Origin of the sequence: Streptomyces sp. NPDC001848 (assembly GCF_042891915.1) — a bacterium.
Taxonomy (GTDB): domain Bacteria; phylum Actinomycetota; class Actinomycetes; order Streptomycetales; family Streptomycetaceae; genus Streptomyces.
On sequence record NZ_JBIATP010000004.1, the window covers coordinates 459,914 to 479,357 of the forward strand.

The 19,444-nt window shown below is 73.8% G+C and carries 8 protein-coding genes; 3 read left to right on the forward strand and 5 right to left on the reverse strand.

Features of this window, described 5'->3' with window-relative positions:
* Positions 1-182: 182 nt before the first annotated feature.
* From ACFYZJ_RS11110 to ACFYZJ_RS11120, 3 genes are all read right to left on the reverse strand, one after another.
* Complete coding sequence (locus ACFYZJ_RS11110) at positions 183-560, reverse strand: toxin Doc (RefSeq protein ID WP_388565493.1); 378 nt, start codon at positions 558-560, stop codon at positions 183-185.
* On the reverse strand, positions 560-799 hold the full coding sequence (locus ACFYZJ_RS11115) for a hypothetical protein (protein ID WP_388565496.1): 240 nt from the start codon (positions 797-799) through the stop codon (positions 560-562). The genes ACFYZJ_RS11110 and ACFYZJ_RS11115 overlap by 1 nt, the downstream gene beginning before the upstream one ends.
* Before the next feature lie 923 nt (positions 800-1,722).
* Complete coding sequence (locus ACFYZJ_RS11120) at positions 1,723-3,069, reverse strand: helix-turn-helix domain-containing protein (RefSeq protein WP_388565498.1); 1,347 nt, start codon at positions 3,067-3,069, stop codon at positions 1,723-1,725.
* Between the two features lie 689 nt (positions 3,070-3,758).
* Here ACFYZJ_RS11120 and ACFYZJ_RS11125 point away from each other — a divergent pair.
* A complete protein-coding gene (locus tag ACFYZJ_RS11125; RefSeq protein WP_388565501.1) occupies positions 3,759-4,439 on the forward strand; it encodes a PAS domain-containing protein in 681 nt (226 codons plus the stop codon).
* A 100-nt stretch (positions 4,440-4,539) separates the two neighbouring features.
* On the opposite strand, the gene ACFYZJ_RS11130 is transcribed toward ACFYZJ_RS11125, so the two are convergent.
* Positions 4,540-5,058: an RNA polymerase sigma factor gene (locus ACFYZJ_RS11130; protein ID WP_388565503.1), complete on the reverse strand. Its 519-nt coding sequence runs from the start codon at positions 5,056-5,058 to the stop codon at positions 4,540-4,542.
* Between the two features lie 63 nt (positions 5,059-5,121).
* Complete coding sequence (locus ACFYZJ_RS11135) at positions 5,122-6,429, reverse strand: condensation domain-containing protein (RefSeq protein ID WP_388565505.1); 1,308 nt, start codon at positions 6,427-6,429, stop codon at positions 5,122-5,124.
* 472 nt (positions 6,430-6,901) lie between these two features.
* On the opposite strand from ACFYZJ_RS11135, the gene ACFYZJ_RS11140 reads away from it, so the two are divergent.
* Positions 6,902-15,544: an amino acid adenylation domain-containing protein gene (locus ACFYZJ_RS11140; RefSeq protein ID WP_388565508.1), complete on the forward strand. Its 8,643-nt coding sequence runs from the start codon at positions 6,902-6,904 to the stop codon at positions 15,542-15,544.
* The gene (locus ACFYZJ_RS11145; protein WP_388565510.1) at positions 15,537-19,427 is read left to right on the forward strand and encodes a type I polyketide synthase; all 3,891 of its coding nucleotides are present in this window, start codon (positions 15,537-15,539) and stop codon (positions 19,425-19,427) included. Before ACFYZJ_RS11140 ends, ACFYZJ_RS11145 begins: the two co-directional genes overlap by 8 nt.
* Positions 19,428-19,444: the final 17 nt, after the last annotated feature.

Genomic DNA, 19,444 nt, shown 5'->3' on the forward strand with positions numbered 1-19,444 from the left:
GCCACCGGGGGGGGGGGGCCGTACCCCCCACCTCGTGGTCGTGCGGGCACTGAACAGTGTTTTACACGGGGCCCCCTGGTGCTTGGGGGGGGCCGCCGGGGGGGGGGGCCCGACGACAGCGTAGTGGCCGGCCACCGACGGCATTCCCAGCTCGCGCTCATCTGGGACGCGGGGGAGCAGCTTCAGAGCTTCCAGGAACGCAGTGCCTCGGCGACGGCATAGACACTCAGGCGAGCATCCCGGACCTTCCGGACAAGATCAGAGAGGGCGCCGTAGGGCGGATCGATGCCTTCACCGGACTGGTCCATGTACTGAGCGGCGACGAAAGCAGCGAAAAGGCTATTCCGGTGGGGGAGGGGTTCAAGCCGGACGATTGTGTGCAAAAGAGCGGCTGCGCGCCAGGCGGCATCCGGTTCGGCCGTCTCAAGAGTCGGCATCTTGGTCTTGTGCCGCGCGACGGCTGCCACCAGCGCCGAGTAGTCCGTCACCGTCACGTCCTCGTGCCTCAGAGCGGCCTCCTGGACGTCGAGCAGCCATGAGACATCGATGTGCAGAATCATCAGGCAGCCGCAGCACCGTCGCCACGCTGTGAGGGGGGAACCTCGTCAGGGAACGCGTCATCGAACTCACCGCGCAGTTTGTCGGCCCAGGCAACGGCGCCGGCGACGAAACGCTTGCGGTGCATCTCGCGTACGCCGAGGTCGTGCAGGTACTGCTTCAGGCTCTTGCCCTCCGCAGCGGCGGCGGCACGGACGCCCTCCATTTCCTCATCGGAGAAGGACACATTCAGTGATGGCATGCCCCCAGGGTACCTAGTTGGTACCAAGCGTGCCAGGGCTTGGCTTGCCTGCCCTCATGCGCCGGTCATCCGACTACAGGGAACGCCGGGCGTTGTGGCGGGCGGCGTAGTCTGCTCGGGAGCGCGGGCCGTGACGATGCGCCTTCGGCCACACGCGGTACGGGGAGAGGGACAGCCAGGCATGGCGCACAGCGGGCAGACGGACACGGCCGCACTGGTGGCGATGCTCAGCGAGCGCCGCCGTGAACGTCCGGCTGGCACTGGTTGCGGAGGAACAACAGTGGCAACTGCACCATGGCCAGGTCACCTTGGACGACGACACCCCGTTGACGGAGCGAGCCTGGCGCTACGGCACGGCGGCCTTCGTGGAACTGTGCCTGCCCGGCCCGACGGTCGCAGCGCTGCTCCGGGGCGACGACCAGGACGTCCACGGCATCCGTGTCGTCTCCCCCAGTCCGCCGTCCTCCAGCGCCTCCACCTATCGGTTGCGCGGCCAAGAAGAGTGGGACGGCCCGGGCGCGGGTGGCGTGCGCTACGGCTTTGCCATCGGCGCGGCCCTGGGCTGGCTCTTCGGTCTCGGACCAGCGGTCGTCCTACGGCTCACCCCGATCGTGGTCGGCCGGAAATGCGGCCTGGGGTATCACTCGTTCACCCGTCACCTGCGCACGGCACACCAGATGAAGGCGATCCGGCAGGCGGGTGGCGTCTACCAGTTCCGTCATACCGCCCTAAAGGACCGATTGCGCAGGCGGTACGAGGCTGCTACCTCGGGCGGCTGCCGCTCCGAACCGGCATGTGCGGAACGGTTACCTGACCGACTGTCAGCGAAAGGATCACTGTCTGGATCTCATCGGAAGGTTCTGGGACGGCCGCCGCGTGGTCGGCTACGGCGGCGGCGCCTGCGGGTGGGCCATCGCGCCGTGTCACGGCTTCCCTCTGCTCTCTGCGAGGCCGTCCGCCCCGCCGGTGCGAGTGCCCAGCCGGCTGACGGACCGCGGCCCGCCCGACCGGCCGGGGCGCGTTTGGCAGGGGGCTGCCCCGGAGGGGTGGATGCCGGCAGCCAGGGCGGTGGCCAGCGCTTGCCAGACGTGGGCGGCGAGGCCGACGTGCCTGGACTGCGTGGCCTGTCGTGCGAGCTGTTGGAGCGCGGCGACGCCCTCCTCGACCCGGCCCGCGTGGATCGCCAGCCGGCCGTCGAGGACCGACAGCCGTACCCGGTCACGGTAGGGGAGACGCAGGTCCTTCTCGGACAGTACGGCCCGAACGAGCAGGGCGGCGTCCTCCAACCGGCCCTGTGCGAAGGCGAGATGAGCCTGGAGGGCGTGCAGTTCCTGGAGCTGCGCAGGCGTGCCGGTCAGATCAAGGACGGAGGCGGCCTCTGTCAGCCACTCCTCCGCGGCGGCCACCCGGGGCGGTGACATCTGCAGGGCCGCAGCGGCGGCGGCGGTCCGCAGCCGGGCCCACGCGGTCAGGTCCTCCCGTCCGCCCTTGAGTAGACCCAGGGCCTTGTTCAGCCGGGCCATGGCAGCCGCGTCGTCGCCCTTGCGGCTGCTGACCAGGGCGGCCGTCCACAGGGCCTCGGCTGCCTGTACGGCAGAGGCCCGGGGCAGCAGATCGCGGTCCAACTCGTCGACGTGCTGCGAGGCCGCCTGCCACCGGCCGAGTTCCGTCTCACTGTTGATCAGCTCCAGCAGGGCGGCCAGGGTGTCGGGCACGCACAGGTGCGCGGTGCGGGCGAGGGAGAGCGCCTCCGTCGCCGCCGATTCCGCCGTGTGCAGGTCGCCGATGGCCCGTGTGCAGCGCGCGTAGCGGACGAGCGAGCGGGTGTGGAGGTCGGGGGCGTCCAACGAGCGGCTCAGCGCCAGGAGTTCCAGCAGCCGTGTGCGCTCCAATTGGTGGTCGCCGTCGCGAGCGGCGGCTTGGCTGAGCAGCCACAGGGCCTGCCAGCGGGCGGCGGGGTCCTCGCCGGGGTCGTCCTCGACCGCGCGGCTGAGCGCCGCGGTGCTGTCCGTCCCGGGCGGCGCCGAGGCCACGGCGGCCAGCACTCCGCTCAGGGACCTGCCGTCCTGCGGGCCGGTCAGGGCCGAAGCGTCGACGCCGAGTCGCTGGGCGAGGTAGGCCACGGTGCGCTCGGTGGGTCGTCGGTCGCCGGACTCCAGGCGTGACAGGTGTCCCGTCGACATGCCGTCGCCGGCGACGTCGGCCTGGCTCAGGCCGCGTGCGGTCCGGAGTCTTCTGAGCCGACGGCCGAACTGCGGCTGGTCGAGCATCTCCCTCCTCGGGTTCGGTGGCCCGGTCGGCACGGTATCCGTGGTTCCGCTTGCCCGATCGGGCATGTGAGTTGTCAGCACTTTAAGGAGCGCGGCAAGGGGCGACAAGCCGTTTGGCGTGGCGGGTAAGCGCACTCCAGTGGGCAGCGTCCCGGGCCGTCGGGATTGTTGGTGACGGGGGTTCGCGGGGCCCGAATTCGGCCCGTTCGCACAAGAGTTGACGCGTTGCCGAGGTCACCTGGCAAACTCTTGTCTCAAGAGTTGTCTCCCTTTAGTCTCGAAGGCGGCTTTCCCCAAACGATCCCCTCTTCGTCTCGTGGAGGTTTTCGTGCTCCCCGCTGCCCGAACGGGCTTCTCGTCTCGGCAGGGCTTACGCGTCGCCCGCCCGGCCCTTGCGCGGCCCGTCGACGGGACCGCACCTCGGGCTCGAACAGCAGTGATGACAACGTTGCCCAGCAGACCCGGATGACGGTCGCCTCGGCACCGCTTCCTCCGCTCACCTGACCCGATCCCGGTTCCGGGGCCCGCCGCCGGCCGGGAACGACGCGGAACTCCGGCCCCGGCCACCGACGAGGTGGCGCGTGCCGTCACCGGGCGCTCGTCGACACCCTGGTACAGCGCATCGGTCCGCTCCGCGTCCGTGACACCCTTCCCAGCCCCCCACGTGCAGGAAGAAGGACGGTACGTCCGTGGCGACCACGAGTTTCCCCGACGCCTCGCCCAGCAAGAAGAAGACCGCAGCCACAGCTGTTCCCGCCCGCCGAGACCTGATTGCCGCGCAGGACCACGTGACCCCGGCGGCCACCTGTACGGCCCACCTCTCCCCGCGGGAGCTCGCGGTCACGGCCGCGGAACCCGAATTCGCCCGCCAATTCGGCCTGAGTGCCGACGAGATCTGCGGACGCGGACTCCTCGAACTGCTCCGTTCCCCGGCCCCGGGCCATTTGCGGGAACAATTCGCCGCGCTTTCCTCGGGGCGTAACCGGAGATTCAAGCAGAAGGTGACGGGCCGGGACGGCGACGGCCACAGTTTCCATGCCGATATCACCGCCATCGCCGTCAGGCAGCCCTCGGGTGAGATGGTCGGTGTCGTCGTCCTCCTGCGCCGGACGGCGGGAGCGGTCACCGGCGGGCCCGTGCTCAGCGCCCTCGACGCGCAGGTTCTGGAGGGTGTGGCGAGTGGCGAATCCACGGTGCAGTTGGCCTCCCGTCTGTATCTGAGCCGCCAGGGCATCGAGTACCGCGTCGGACAGATGCTGCGTCGTTTCGACGCGCCCAACCGGCCCGCCCTCGTGGCGCGGGCGCACGCCCTCGGGATGTTCGCCGCGGGGCAGTGGCCCCCGCGTGTCCTCCCGGAACGCGTGCGGTAGTGCGGAACGGGGCCTGCCGGGCCCCGCACGGCGGCCGTGGCGGAAACACCGCCACGGCCGCCGTCGTAACGGCCCGGCCCCCGCAGGGGCCGGACCGGCCTCACGCCGCCGAGGGCTGCCAGGCTTCCTGGAACCGGCGGCGGGCACGGAAGAGACGGGAACGGACGGTGCCCACGGGCAGGGCGAGCACCTCGGCCATCTCCTCCTCGTTGAGCCCGTAGGCACGCAGGGTGAGGACCTGCCGGTGCGCCTGCGACAGGCGTTCCAGCACGTCGCTGATGTACACCGCGTCCATGGGATTGGTCTCCTGCTGAGCCTCCACCTCGGAGCAGCAGCTCTCCGCGCCGTAGCGCTTGGCGGTGCGGACGGCCTCCCGGACCGACACGGAGCGCACCCAGCCGTAGAACGCCGTCGGTTCGCGCAGGGATCCCAGGCCGCGGTAGACGGCGAGCAGTGCCTCCTGCGTGGCGTCGGCGCCGTCGTCATGGGTGATGGACCGGCAGATACGCGCGACGTAGGGCGTGATGGCGGTCAGCAGGTGGTTCATCGCGTGCTCGTCGCCCGCCTGGGCTCGGAGGAGCAGCGTGAGGGGGGAGGGGAGTTCGCTGACGGTCGTCATGACGGACAGAGGTTCCTTACGGCCGGGCGGGCGGGGTCGGAAGGGGCGAACGGGCGGTCGTACTCAGCCGGTGGCGGCCAGGGCGTGCCCGGGCTCGGCCGCATCCGTGAAGGCCAGGAGCCCGGCGCGCACGTCGTCGCGGAACTCCCTCATGAAGTCAGGGCTGTAGCAGGCGGTGGAGTGCGGGAACTCGATGCTGAGCCGGCCCTCGAAGGAGACGACGCAGGCCATGACGGGGCTGCGACCGGCCTGCGGGAAGTAGTGCTCGCGGCCCGGGACCAGCCGTACGTCGACGGCCCGCAGCCCGCCGGGCAGGCGCGGGCCCGGGACCACGCCCATGTTGGTGGCGATCACCGTGGCCAGTTGCAGGGCGGGGTTGCGGGGGATCTCCGGCGTGATGCGCATCTCGTGCACGTGGTCGCCTCGGGAGAGGAAGTCGCTGAGGCGGGCGTGCACGGCACGGGCCACCTCCAACGGCTCGGAGCTTGCGGACACCTGAAGGGTCTGCAGGTGGGTGGTGACCGCGGGGACCAGGGCGGAGGCGGGCAGCGGCGGGGACAGCCGCGAGCGCAGGTCGACGGGGGAGAGACAGCCGAGCGTGCGGGCTCCGTCGTCTCCCGGCAGCCGCCGTCTCGCCGTCACCAGAAGGGTCGCGGAGATCAGAGCGTGCACCGAGACGCCCGAGGCGCGCGCCGTCCGGCGCAGCCGTGAGGTGAGGTCCGCGTCCAGGGTCATCCTGCGGACCTCGATGTGCCCGCCGGCGTCGGCCCCCTCGCCGGGGGCGGCGTCGTAGGGGACCAGTTCGACCGGGTGGCGCCGTATCTCCTCCAGGCGGCCGTCCAGGTACTTCGCCGTGTCGGCGTCGTCGACGGCTGGCAGCAGCCGGCTCACCGGCTCCGGCCAGCGGGGGCCCTCCGGATCGGCGCTCTCGCCGGTGCCCCCCTCGACCAACTGCCGGTAGCGGTCCCACAGGGCGTTGTGCAGCGCGATGCTGCTGTGGCCGTCGGTGATGGTGTGGTCGATCACCAGCACGAAGAGGTGGCTGTCCCCGCCCGGTGCGCTGACCAGGACGGCGCGGCTGAGGGGGCCTCCGAGCGGCAGTGGCCTGTTCAGCTCCGCCGCGTAGGCCTCGGCCTCGTCGCCGGTCCGGGTGATCAGCCGGGGCCGCTCGTCGGCATCGAGGACGCGCAACACGTGCCTCGCCCCGTCCTGTTCGATGCGGGAGCGCAGCGGCGGGTTCGCCTCGGTCGTGGCGTCGAACGCGGCCGACAGTGCCGCGACGTCCACCGGTCCACGCAGGGTGCAGGACAGCACGGCCCTGCTTCTCTGGCCCACGTAGAGCGTCTCGACCGGACACAGCGCACGGTGCATGCCGTCAGCCTTCTTTCCGTCGTTCGTTCCGGAAGTCCACGGCCCCGGGACGGGTCTGCCGCCGCGGTGGTCCGCGGGGAGGTCGGGGGCTTTTCGAGGGTGCACGGCGGAGCGCGGCGGAATCCAGCCCAGAGGCCCCCGGGCGGGGAAGTCGCGTGATTTCCCTAGAAGTTGAGCAGCGGTCCGCACTCCCTGGCCCGGCGGATTTCAGGGAAATCCCTGAATCGCCGGCCGGCGGGCCGGTTCGCCTTGACCCGGCCTGTGCGGGGGCCTCACCGTGCTGTGCCGTGAAACCGGGGCAGACAACGTGATCGTCCTGACCCCGGTGTGCGGCCTTTGTATCCCCCTGTGGGCCGCGCCCGGTGTGCGGCCGTACGCCGCGCGCGGGCGGCACGGGGGTGGCCGCACCCGTCCGATCCGGCCGGGCCTCGCCGTCCGGGACATCTTCGGCTTGCCACGTGAGGTTTGCGCTATGTCACTCCAGGAGGACGCACGTCGACCGCTGTCCGGAGCCCAGGAGGGCCTCTGGTACGCCGGACGGCTCGCACCGGACAGCGCCGCGTACAACACCGCGGAGGCCGTGGAGATCCACGGACCCCTCGACAGCGCCCTGTTCGAGACCGCGTTGCGGCGCGTCGTCGCCGAGGCCGACACCTTCGCCCTGCGGTTCGCCGACACCGACGAGGGTCCGCGCTGCCACCCGGCTCCGGACGCGGACGACTGGAGTCTGAACCGGGCCGACGTCAGCGGCGCCGCCGATCCGGAGGCCACCGCATGGGAGTACGTCCGCGCCGACCTCGCGACCCCGGTGGACCCGGAGAAGGGCCCCCTGTTCGCGCACACCCTGCTCACCCTCGCCGAGGACCGGCACCTGTGGCTGCTGAGGGCCCATCACCTGCTCCTGGACGGCTACAGCTACAAGCTCCTCGGGCGCCGCCTGGCCGAGACGTACAACGCGCTGGCCGAGGACCGCGAACCGGAGCCGTGCGCCTTCGCGCCGGTGCGCCGGCTTCAGGAGGAGGAGGCGGCCTACCTCGCCTCCGAGCGCTTTGCCCGCGACCGTGACCACTGGGCGCAGCGTCTGGCCGGCCTGTCCGAACCCGCCCGGCTCACTGCCCGCACGGCGCCGCCCACCGCGCCCTTCCTGCGCAGAACCGCCGAACTGACGCCCGCCGAGACCGATGCCCTGGACACCGCGGCCGCCCGCCTCGGTGTCCGGCGCACCGACCTGCTGACCGCCGCGACCGCCGTCTACCTGCACCGGATGACCGGCGCCCACGACCTGGTGCTGGGCATGGCCACGATGAGCCGGCTGGGCAGCGCCGCCCTGCGCACCCCCGGCACCGCCTCCGACGTCCTGCCGCTGCGCGTGGCCGCCGCCCCCGCGACGAGCGTCGCGGAGCTGGCCCGGGCCGTCGCCGACGAACTGCAGGCCCTGCGCCGCCACCAGCGCTACCGCGGCGAGTTCCTCCGCCGCGACCTGGGCCTGCTGGGCACCGGCCGCCGACTGTACGGGCCGGTGCTGAACATCGTCCCGTTCGACGAGTCCCCGGTCTTCGGCGGTCACCCCACCACCTGGCACCACCTGTCCGGCGGAGCCGTCGACGACTTGCAGATCTCGGTGCGTCCCGGACAGCGCGGCGGCGGACTGTGGCTGGCCCTCGACGCCAACCCCGCCCTGTACGACGAGGACGAACTCGCGCTGCACCGCGACCGGTTCTGCACGCTGCTGCGCCTGCTGGCCGAGGCCGACCCGACGACGCCGCTGGGTGATCTGGACATCCTGCTGCCGGGCGAACACCCCCGCGACACACCCGCGCACACGTATCCGGTCGGGCGGACCCTGACGGAGCTGTTCGAGGAGCGGGCCGCGGCCGGGCCCGAGCGCACGGCCGTCAGCCACGGGGACGAGCGGCTCACCTACGCCGGTCTCAACGCCGAGGCCAACCGGATCGCCCGGCTGCTGACCGAGCACGGCGCGGGCCCCGGCCGGGTCGTGGCGCTCGCCCTTGAGCGCGGCATCCGGCTGCTGCCCGCCCTGCTGGCCGTCCTGAAGACCGGCGCCGCCTACCTGCCCCTGGACCCGGGTCAGCCGGCCGGGCGGCTGCGGCTGGTCGTCGAGGACGCGGCCCCCGTCGTCCTCGTCACCGAACACGCCCACGCCCACCTCGCCCAGGACGCCGTCCCCACCCTGCTGCTGGACGACCCCCAGGTGGCCGCGGATCTCGCCCGCCGCTCCGGCACCGACCTGACCGACACCGAACGGCACGGCCCGCTCAGCCCTTCCGACACCGCGTACATCATCCACACCTCCGGCTCCACCGGCCGCCCCAAGGGCGTACCCGTGCCGCACGCCAACGTCGTACGCCTCTTCGCCGCCGCGGCCGAGCACTTCGACTTCCGGGCCGACGACGTGTGGACGCTGTTCCACTCCTACGCCTTCGACTTCTCCGTGTGGGAGATCTGGGGCGCCCTGCTGCACGGTGGCCGGATCGTCGTCGTGCCCTACGCCGTCAGCCGCTCGCCGCGTGACTTCCTCGACCTGCTGCACCGCGAGGGCGTGACCGTCCTCAACCAGACACCGTCCGCGTTCGAGCAGCTCATCGACGCCGACCTCGAACACGGCCGCGGCAGTGGGGCGTTGCGCTATGTCGTCTTCGGCGGGGAGGCCCTGCGCCCGGCGCGGCTGCGCCCCTGGGCCGACCGGCACGGCCTCGACCGACCGGCGCTGGTGAACATGTACGGCATCACCGAGACCACCGTGCACGTCACCCACCACCGCCTCACCGAAGCCGACCTGGACGACCCGCGCCGCGTCAGCGTCATCGGCCGACCGCTCGCCGACCTGCGGGTGCACCTGCTGGACCCCGAGGGACGGCCGGTACCGCCCGGCGCGACAGGGGAGATGTACGTCTCCGGCGCCGGCGTCGCCCCTGGCTACCTCAACCGCCCCGAGCAGACCGCGGAACGTTTCCTCGACGACCCCTACGGCCCGCCCGGCACCCGCATGTACCGCTCGGGCGACCTGGCCCGGCGCCGCCCCGACGGCACCCTCGACTACATCGGCCGCGCCGACGCCCAGATACAGCTGCGCGGCTTCCGCGTCGAGCCCGGCGAGATCGAGGCCGTCCTCACCGCCCACCCGGGCGTCGCCCGCGCCGCCGTCGTGCCCCGCCGCACCGGCAACGGCGCCCTGCACCTCATCGCCTACACCGTCCCCTCCGGTGACACCCCTGCGGACCCCGCCGACCTGCGCACCCACGCGGCCGCGCACCTGCCCGAGCACATGGTCCCGGCCGCCTGCGTCCCCGTGGACGCCCTGCCGCTGACCGCGAACGGCAAACTCGACGTGCAGAGCCTGCCCGATCCCGACTTCACCGCCGCCGCGTCCGGCACCCGGCCGGCGACTGCGCACCAGCGCCTGGTGTGCGCCCTGTTCGAGGACGTGCTGGACCTGCCACGCGAGTCCGTGGGCGTGGACGCCCGCTTCTTCGACCTGGGCGGCGACTCCCTGCTCGCCACCCGGCTGCTGGCCCGGCTGCGGCAGCGGACCGGTGCGGAGATCCCCATCACCGCCCTGTTCGAGGCGCCGACCCCGGCGGCGCTCGCCGAACGGCTCGCCGCGGGCACGCAGGGCACCCCGCCCCGGCCCGTCCTCGGCGCCGCCGCTCGCCCGCAGCGGGTGCCGCTGTCCTTCGCCCAGGAACGCATGTGGTTCCTGAACCGGCTCGACGAGGGCGCGGCCACTTACCACATCCCGCTCCTGGTTCCCGTCGGATCCGGCCTGGACACCGGGGCGCTCCAGGCCGCGCTCGGGGACCTGGCCGACCGGCACGAGAGCCTGCGCACGGTGATCGCCGAACAGGACGGGGCGGCCTTCCAGCGCATCCTGGCGCCCGGAGAGCTGCGCCCGGTGCTGCGGCGCGTCGACTGCCCCGCAGCGGAGATCGCCGCCCACGTCCACGCCGCCTCGCGCCGCCCCTTCGACCTGACGGCGGAAAGCCCCCTGGCGGCCTGGCTGTTGGGCACCGGCAGCGACCGGGTCCTGCTGTTCGTACTGCACCACAGCGCCGCCGACGGCTGGTCGCTCGCCCCCTTCGCCGCCGACCTGTCCGCCGCCTACGCCGCCCACCGGGCGGGCCGGGCACCGGAGTGGCCCCCGCTGACGGTGCAGTACGCCGACTACGCGCTGTGGCAGCGCGCCCTGCTCGCGCCCGGTCCCGACGGCCCCGGCCGCCTGGAGCGGCTCACCACCCACTGGCGCGCCGCGCTGGACGGCCTGCCCGAGGAGTGCACCCTGCCCGGCGACCGGCCCCGGCCCACCGCACCGCGGGGCGCGGGCGCGCACGTCGAAGTCGCCGTCGACGCCGACCTGCACCGTGCGCTGCTGCGTCTGGCCGACCGCGAGGGCGCCAGCCTGTTCATGGTGCTGCACGCCGCCGTCAGCGCCCTGCTCACCCGCTGCGGCGCCGGCGAGGACATCGTCCTCGGCACCCCCGTCGCCGGTCGCACCGAACCCGGCCTCGACTCCCTGATCGGCCTGATCACCAACACCCTGGTGCTGCGCGCCGACACCTCCGGCGACCCCGCCTTCCTCGACCTCCTCGCCCGGCTGCGCACCGCCGACCTGGCCGCCCTGGACCACCAGGACCTGCCCTTCGACCGGCTGGTGGAGGACCTCAACCCGCCCCGCACGCCCGGCCGGCACCCCCTGTTCCAGGTGATGCTGGCCCTGCAGAACAACGCACCGGCCGTCCTCGAACTCGACGGCACCCGCACCCGGTTGCGGCCCACCGCCACCGGCACCGCCAAGTTCGACCTGTTCGTCGACGTCCTTCAGCGCCACGATGCCGGGGGCGCCCCCGACGGCCTGACCCTGCACGTCGAGTACGCCACCGGCCTCTACGACGCCCGGACCGCCGAGGCGTTCGCCCGCGCCCTGCACGACGTCCTGCGCACGGTGAGCACCGACCCCGCCGTCCGCCTCGGGCAGCTGCCCGCGCTTCCCGAGCGCACCGCCGTCCCGGCCACCACCGACACGGCCGAGCTCGCGGACGCGGCCCGGTCCGTGCCCGGTATCCGCGAGGCCCACGTGCTGCCCGGCCACGGCGACGCCCCGGCCCGACTGTACGTGGTGCCCGGGCGGTCCGACGCCGCCGAACGCGTCGAGGAGCTCCTGGCCCGCGCGGGCAACGGCACGGTCCGTGTCACGGCGGTGAACGCCCTGCCCCGAACCGAGGACGGCGGCGTCGACAGCGCGGCACTGCGGGCCCTGCCCGCTGTCGACACGACCGCGGCCAGGACCTGGCGGCAGCGGCTGGCCGAGCTGCCCGGCGTCACAGCCGTCGACGTGGCGGTGGAGAACGCCCCCGAGGAACTGGAACGCCGCCACACCGGCCTGCCCGACCGCCCCGCCCAGGCCGCCCCCACCACCCGCCCCGCGCCGGCCCGCGCCGTCCCCGCCGTCAGCGAGGGCCCCGCCCTGACCGAACCGTCCGTGCCGAGCTGGGCCGAGGCCCTGCGCCGCGCCGCCGCACGCGAGAAGGGCGACATCGTCCACGTCCACGACGACGGCAGTGAGCACCGGCGCACCTACGCATCCCTGATCCCCGAGGCATCCCGCGTCCTGGCCGGGCTGCGCCGGGCCGGCCTGCGCCCGGGCGACCGGGTCATCCTCCAGTGCGACGTCACCGAGGACTTCCTCGCCGTGCTGTGGGGCTGCGTCCTCGGCGGCTTCGTCGCCGTCCCGCTGACCGTCCCCGCCTCCTACGACACCCCCTCCGCGGCGCTGACCAAGCTGGAGGGCATCTGGCGGATGCTCGGCCGGCCCTGGATCGTCTGCTCCGCCGGGCGCGAGGCCGGGCTGCGCGCGGTCGCCGCCCGGCAGGACGGGCCCGGGCCGCGCATCACCACGGCCGACGCCCTGCGCGCCGCGCCCGAGGACCACGACTGGTACCCCGCCCGGCCCGACGACCTGATGCTGATGCTGATGACGTCCGGCAGCACCGGCCTGCCCAAGGCGGTACGGCTCACCCACCGCAACGTGCTGACCCGCTCGGCCGCCACCGAGCAGCTCAACGGCCTCGGCGCCGACGACGTCTCCCTGAACTGGATCCCGCTCGACCACGTCACCGGCGTGGTCATGTTCCACCTGCGCGACGTGTACCTGGGCTGCCGCCAGATCCACGCCCCCACCCCCTGGATCCTGCAGGACCCGCTGCGCTGGATGGACCTCGCCGACCGGCACCGGGTCACCGTCACCTGGGCGCCCAACTTCGCCTTCGGGCTCCTGGCCGAACAGTCCCACCGCTTCACCGGCCGTGACTGGGACCTGTCGCCGATGCGGCTGGTGATGAACGCCGGCGAGGTCGTCGTCGCGTCCGCGGCCCGAGGCTTCCTGCACGCGCTGAGGCCCTTCGGCCTGCCGCAGGACGTGATGCACCCCGGCTGGGGCATGTCCGAGACCTGCTCGGTGGTCACCGACGCCGTCCTGCCCGCCGAACCGGTCCCGGGCGAGGGCACGTTCGTGAGCTGCGGCCGCCCCTACCCGGGCTTCGCCATGCGGGTCGTCGACGAACAGGGCACTGTCCTGCCCGAGGGCGAGGCGGGCCGCTTCCAGGTCCGCGGCACCTCGGTGACCGGCGGCTACCACGACAATCCGGCCGCCAACGCGGAGGCGTTCACCGACGACGGCTGGTTCGACACCGGCGACCTGGCGTTCCTGCGCGACGGCGAGCTCTACATCACCGGCCGCGCCAAGGACGTCATCATCGTCAACGGCGTCAACCACTACAGCCACGAGATCGAAGCCTGCGTAGAGGAACTCCCGTACGCGGAGCGGAGTTTCACCGCCGCGGTCGCGGTGCGCACCGACCCCGCCTCGCCCACCGACGAACTCGCCCTGTTCCTGCACCTCACCCCCGAGGCCGGCGCCGACCAGGCCCGCGCCCTGCGTGAGATCGCCGGCAAGGTCACCCGGGAGATCGGCGTCAGCCCGGCCTTCCTCATCCCGGTGGCGCGGGACGCCGTCCCCAAGACGGAGATCGGCAAGATCCAGCGCACCAAGCTGCGCAAGAGCTTCGAGGCGGGCGACTTCGACGACGAGGTGCGCCGCACCCAGGTGCTGCTGGGCACCGCGGCCACCGTCCCCGACTGGTTCCTGCGCCCGGTGTGGCAGCGGACGCAACGCCCCGACGCCCCCGCCGTGGCGCCGGGCCGGCACACCCTCGTCCTGGCGGGCGGCGACCCTCGGGTCGGCGCACTCGCCAAGCGGCTCGCCGACGCGCTGCGCTCGGCGGGCGGCCTGTGCACGGTGGTCGAGGAGGCAGCCGCGTACGAGCGGGTGGACGCCGCCCACTACCGGGTCCGGCCCTTGGAGACCGCCGACTACGCCGCATTGCTGGGCCAGTTGGCCGACGACGAGCGGCCCGTCGACGCCGTCCTGTACCTCGACGGGCTCCGCGGCACGGGAGAGCCGCTGGTGGCGCCGGACGACACGACGGGCGTGGAGCGGCTGCTGGCGTTCGCCCGGGCCCTCGCCGGCCGGCCCGGCCCGCAGCGTCCCGTGGACCTGGTGTACGTCTCGGCGGGCGCCCAGGCCGTGCGCCCCGGCGACCGGCCCTCACCGGCGCACGCCATGGCCGCGGCCCTGCTGAAGTCGCTGGCCGAGGAGTCCGCCGCGCTGCGGGCCCGCCACCTCGACCTGCCCGCCGACGACACCGCGGACCCGTTGACCGTCCTCGCGGCCGAGGCGGCGCGCACCGACGACGGCGCGGATGTCGCCCACCGCGACGGACACCGCTACGTACGCCGCCTCGCCCCCCTGCCCGAAACCCCCTCCCGTGCCGAACCCCCCGCGCACGGCGGCTTCACCCTGATCACCGGGGGCCTCGGTGGTGTCGGGGCCGAGATCGCCGCCCACCTGCTGCGCACCCCCGGCACCCGGCTGCTCGTCCTCGGCCGCACCCCCGAAGACGAGGCCCGCGCCCTGCCGGGGCTGCGTGAGCGGGGAGAGGTCCGCTACGCCCGCGCCGACGTCACCGACGAACACCAGGTGCGGGCCGCCGTCGAGGCCGCCGCCGAGGCCTGGGGCGTGCCCTTGACGTCAGTGCTGCATCTGGCCGGCACGCTCGTGGAACGCCCCGTGGGCGACCTGGACACCACCACCTGGCGCCGGGCGCTGGAGGCGAAGGTGCGCGGCGCGTGGACGCTGCACCGGCTCACCGCCGACCACCCGCACGTCTCGTTCGTCACTTTCTCCACGGTCAACGGCTTCTTCGGCGGCGCCATGAACGCCGCCTACGCCGCCGCCAACGCCTACCTGGACGCCCTCGCCGAGTACCGCCGCAGCCTCGGCCTGCCCGCGCAGTCGCTGGCCTGGAGCATGTGGCGCGACCGCGGCCTGAGCCGCGGCTACGCTCTCACCGCCCTCACCGAGGCCCGGGGCTACCGGCTGCTCGACCCGCCCGCCGCGCTGCGCTCGTTCGACTTCGCCCGCACCCTGGACGAACCGCACCTGCTGATCGGCGCCGACCGCACCGCCCCCTGGGTGGGCAGCCACGTCGTGGCACCCGTGCGCCAGACCCGGCGCCTGGCCGCCCGCGTCGGCCTGGAGGACGGCACCGACCTGGGAGCCCTGTACCGCGCCGCGGCAGCCGGCGCGCAGGCGGCCGGCCTGTCCGACGACGCGTGGACGCTGCGCTCGGCGGGCACCGGCGCCCGCCCGGACGAGCCCGAGACGGAAGAAGACCTGCGGCGCCTGGAGGGCCGGCTGGCCCAGGTGTGGCGCGAGGTCCTGGACCGCGACCGGGTGGGCCTGGACGACAACTTCTTCGACCTGGGCGGCAACTCGCTGCTCCTGGTCACCGCGCAGAGCGCCGTCAACCGCGCCTTCGGCAGCGAGCTGTCCGTCGTCGACCTCTTCGCGCACCCCACCGTCCGGGACCTGGCCCGCCACCTGTCGGCCACCGGTGCGGGCCCGGTGGCCGAGGTCGAAGCGGCCTCCCGGCCGGAGAGCGGCGACGGCCTGGACCGCGCCAGGGAACAGGCCCGCCGGCAACGCGCGGCCCGCGCCCGCCGCTCCGCCCGCCAGGGCAAGGACCGCGGCCATGTCTGAGCGGACCGACCGCACTGCGTACACCACCGAACCGGGAGAGGACGAGGCACAGGCCGTGCACAACACCACCGCACCCCACGACGACGACCTGCCCGCCGTCGCCGTCATCGGCATGGCGGGCCGCTTCCCCGGCGCCGACGATCTCGACGCCTTCTGGGACAACCTCGCGGCCGGCCGGGAGTCCGTACGGCCCGTCACCGACGAGGAGTTCCTCGCCGCCGGCGGCGACCCGCGAGACCTCGACGACCCGGCCCTGATCCGCATGGCGTCGGTGGTCGAGGGCATCGACCGCTTCGACTCCGGCTTCTTCGGCTACAGCCCCGCCGAGGCCGCCGTCGTCGACCCCCAGCAGCGGCTGCTGCTGGAGACGGCCTACCACGCCCTGGAGGACGCCGGCTGCCTCGGCGGCGACCGCGCGAAGGAGGCGTTCGGCGTGTACGCGGGGGCCGGCGACAGCCGCTACTACCCCGCCCACGTCCACCCCCGCTACGCCGGACAGCCCGGCTCGGTGGCGCTCGTCCACGCCGCCACCGCCAACTCCCTCGGCACGCTCGCCACCCGCGTCTCCTACGAACTGGGCCTCACCGGGCCCAGCGTGTCCCTGCAGACCGCCTGCTCCACCGCGCTGGTCGCCGTGCACACCGCCTGCCAGGACCTGCTCGACCACCGCTGCGACACCGCGCTCGCCGCCGCCGTCTCCCTCAACCCCTCCGCAGTACTGGGCTACCGCCACGTACCCGACGGGCCCTTCTCGCCCGACGGGCACTGCCGCGCCTTCGCCGCGGACGCCGCCGGCACCTCCTCCGGCGACGGCGTGGGCGCCGTCGTACTCAAGCGGCTCGAGGACGCCCTCGCCGACGGCGACCGCATCCGCGCCGTCATCCGCGGCAGCGCCGTCAACAACGACGGCCGGCGCAAGGTCGGCTTCAGCGCGCCCAGCGCCGCCGGACAGACCGAGGTCATCCTCGCCGCGCAGGCCCAGGCCGAGGTCGACGCCGCCACCATCGGCCTGATCGAGGCGCACGGCACCGCCACCAAACTCGGCGACCCCATCGAGGTGTCCGCCCTGACGGAAGCCTTCCGGCACAGCACGGATCGCACCGGGTTCTGCGCGCTCGGCTCGGTCAAGACCAACATCGGCCACCTCGGAGCCGCCGCCGGCATCGCCGGACTCATCAAGGCGGTCCTGGCCCTGGAGCACCGGCAGATCCCGCCGAGCCTGCACTTCGACCGGCCCAACCCGCTCATCGACTTCGACGCGAGCCCCTTCCGCGTGCCGACCGCGCTGGAGGAGTGGCCCGAGGGCGACCACCCCCGCCGGGCGGCCGTCAGCGCCTTCGGCATCGGCGGCACCAACGCCCACGTCATCCTGGAGGAAGCCCCCCGCACGCCCGCCGCCCCGCCCCGCCCGCCCCACGACGGCCGCCGCCTGGTGCTGCCGTTGTCGGCGCGCACCGCCGGCGCCCTGCGCGGCCAGGCCACCGCACTCGCCCGGCACCTCGAACGCCGGCCCGACCTGCGCCTGGACGACGTGGCCCACTCCCTGCGCACCGACCGGCCCGCACTGCGCCACCGGCTCACCGTCACGGCGGCCACCCGCGAGGAGGCCCTGGACGCACTGCGCTCCGCGACCCCGGCCACCCCTGCGCTCGCCGACGACCCGGCCCGCGTGGCGTTCCTGCTGCCCGGCGGCGGCACCCAGTACCCGGGCATGGGCAAGGAGCTGTACCGCGACCAGGCCGTCTACCGCGACACCGTCGACGAGTGCGCCCGCATCCTGCGGCCCGTCCTCGACGCCGACCTGCGCACCGCCCTCTTCGAGGAGCAACGGCCCGACGACACCTCCGCCTTCCTCGGGCTCGTCGTCACCGAGTACGCCCTGGCCCGTACGCTCATGGAGTCGGGCGTGCGCCCCGACGCGCTGATCGGCCACTCGCTCGGCGAGTACACGGCCGCCTGCCTGGCCGGCGTCATCGACCTCGCCGACATGCTGCCCCTGGTCACCGAACGCATCCGGCTCATCAGCTCCGTCGGCGGAGCCACCGTCGGCGTCGCCGCCCCGGCCGAACAGATCCGGCCGCTGCTCGACGCCGACCTGTCCCTCGCCGCCGTGAACGGCCCCACCGCCTGCACCGTCGCCGGACACCTCGGCGCCGTTACCCGCTTCGAGGCCGAACTCACCCGGCGCGGCATCCCGTTCCGCCGGCTGCGCATCCCCGTCGCGGCCCACTCGCACGTCCTGGACCCGGTCCTGCCGGCCTACGAGACCCACCTGCGCCAGGTCACCCTGCGCCCGCCGCGCATCCCGTACGTCACCAACGTCACCGGCACCTGGGTCACCGACGCCCAGGCCACCTCAGTCCAGCACTGGCTCGCCCACACCCGCGACACCGTGCGGTTCGCCGACGGCATCACCGCCCTGTGGGACCGGCTGCACCCCGTCCTCGTGGAGATCGGGCCGGGCGACACCCTGAGCAAGCTCGCCGCCGGCCGCCTCACCGACCGGACGCCGGTGACGGTGACCACCATGCGCCACGCCAAGGCCGAGGCGTCCGACGGTTTCGTCCTCGCCGAAGCGCTGGGACGGCTGTGGAGCGCGGGCGTGGACCGCGCGCTGCCCCCGGTGCCGGGCGCGCCCCGGCGGGTGCCGCTGCCCCCGTACGCCTTCGAGCGCCACCGTCACTGGATCGACGCGCCCGGCGCCCGGACGGAGCCCGCCCCCTCCGACGACACCACGACGGCGGCAGGCCCCGGCCTCGCCCCCCGGCCCCGGCTGACGACCGAACACGTACCGCCCCGCGACGACCGCGAACGGGAGGTCACCCGGCTCTGGGAGGAGACCCTCGGCATCGGCGGCATCGGGGTGCACGACAACTTCTTCGACCTCGGTGGCGACTCGATGCGCGCCGTGCTGCTGGCGGGACGGCTGCGCCAGACCGGCGTCCTCGACGTCCCGGCGGCGACCCTGCTGGCCGCGCCCACCGTGGCCGGAGTCCTCGCCGCGGCCGGCCGGACGGACGGGCAGACCCCGGAGGTCACCTCCTCCGCGCTCGGCCCGCTGCTGCCGCTGCGTGCCGAGGGCAGCGCCGCCCCCCTGTTCTGCGTCCACCCCGGCGCGGGCGTCGCCTGGCGCTACACGGGCCTGCTGCCCCACCTCGGCGGCGATCAGCCCGTCTACGGCATCCAGGCCGCCGGCCTCGACGGAACCCGGCCGCCCGCCCCGGACGCCGCCGCCATGGTCGCCCACTACCTCGACCTGGTACGCCAGGTGCAACCCCGCGGCCCCTACCGGCTGCTGGGCTGGTCCTACGGCGGATTCGTCGCCCACGCCATGGCCTGCGCCCTGCAACGCGACGGCGAGCAGGTCGAACTCCTCGCCATGCTCGACGCGCCCCAGCCGCACGGCACGGCACACGACGCCGACGCCACAGAACGTCAGGTCGCCGCCCTGCTGTCCAGGGTGGCCGGCCTCCCCGTCGACGCACAGGCCCCCGTGGAGGCGGTCCTGGACCAGATCGACGCCCGCGTCGCGGCCGACCCGGCGAGCGTCCCCGTCACCCGCGCCGAGGCCGCCGCCATCGCCGCCGTCATGCGCAACAACCTACGCATCGCGCCCCAGTTCACCCCTGGCACCTACCGCGGTGACGTGCTGTTCTTCAGCGCCGCCGAGGAGCAGCACACCGAACACCCGGCGGATTTGGCGGTGCTGCCCGGCAAGGCCGACAGCTGGCGGCCGCACGTCGACGGAACCCTCCACGACCACCGCGTGCCCTGCGGCCACTACGAGATGACCGAACCCGAACCCATCGCCCGCATCGGCGAAGCGGTCGCGAAGGCACTGCGCGCCCTCGGCGACCGCGCCTGCACACCCCCTTCCCCGTGAAACCCGCGACGAGGAGA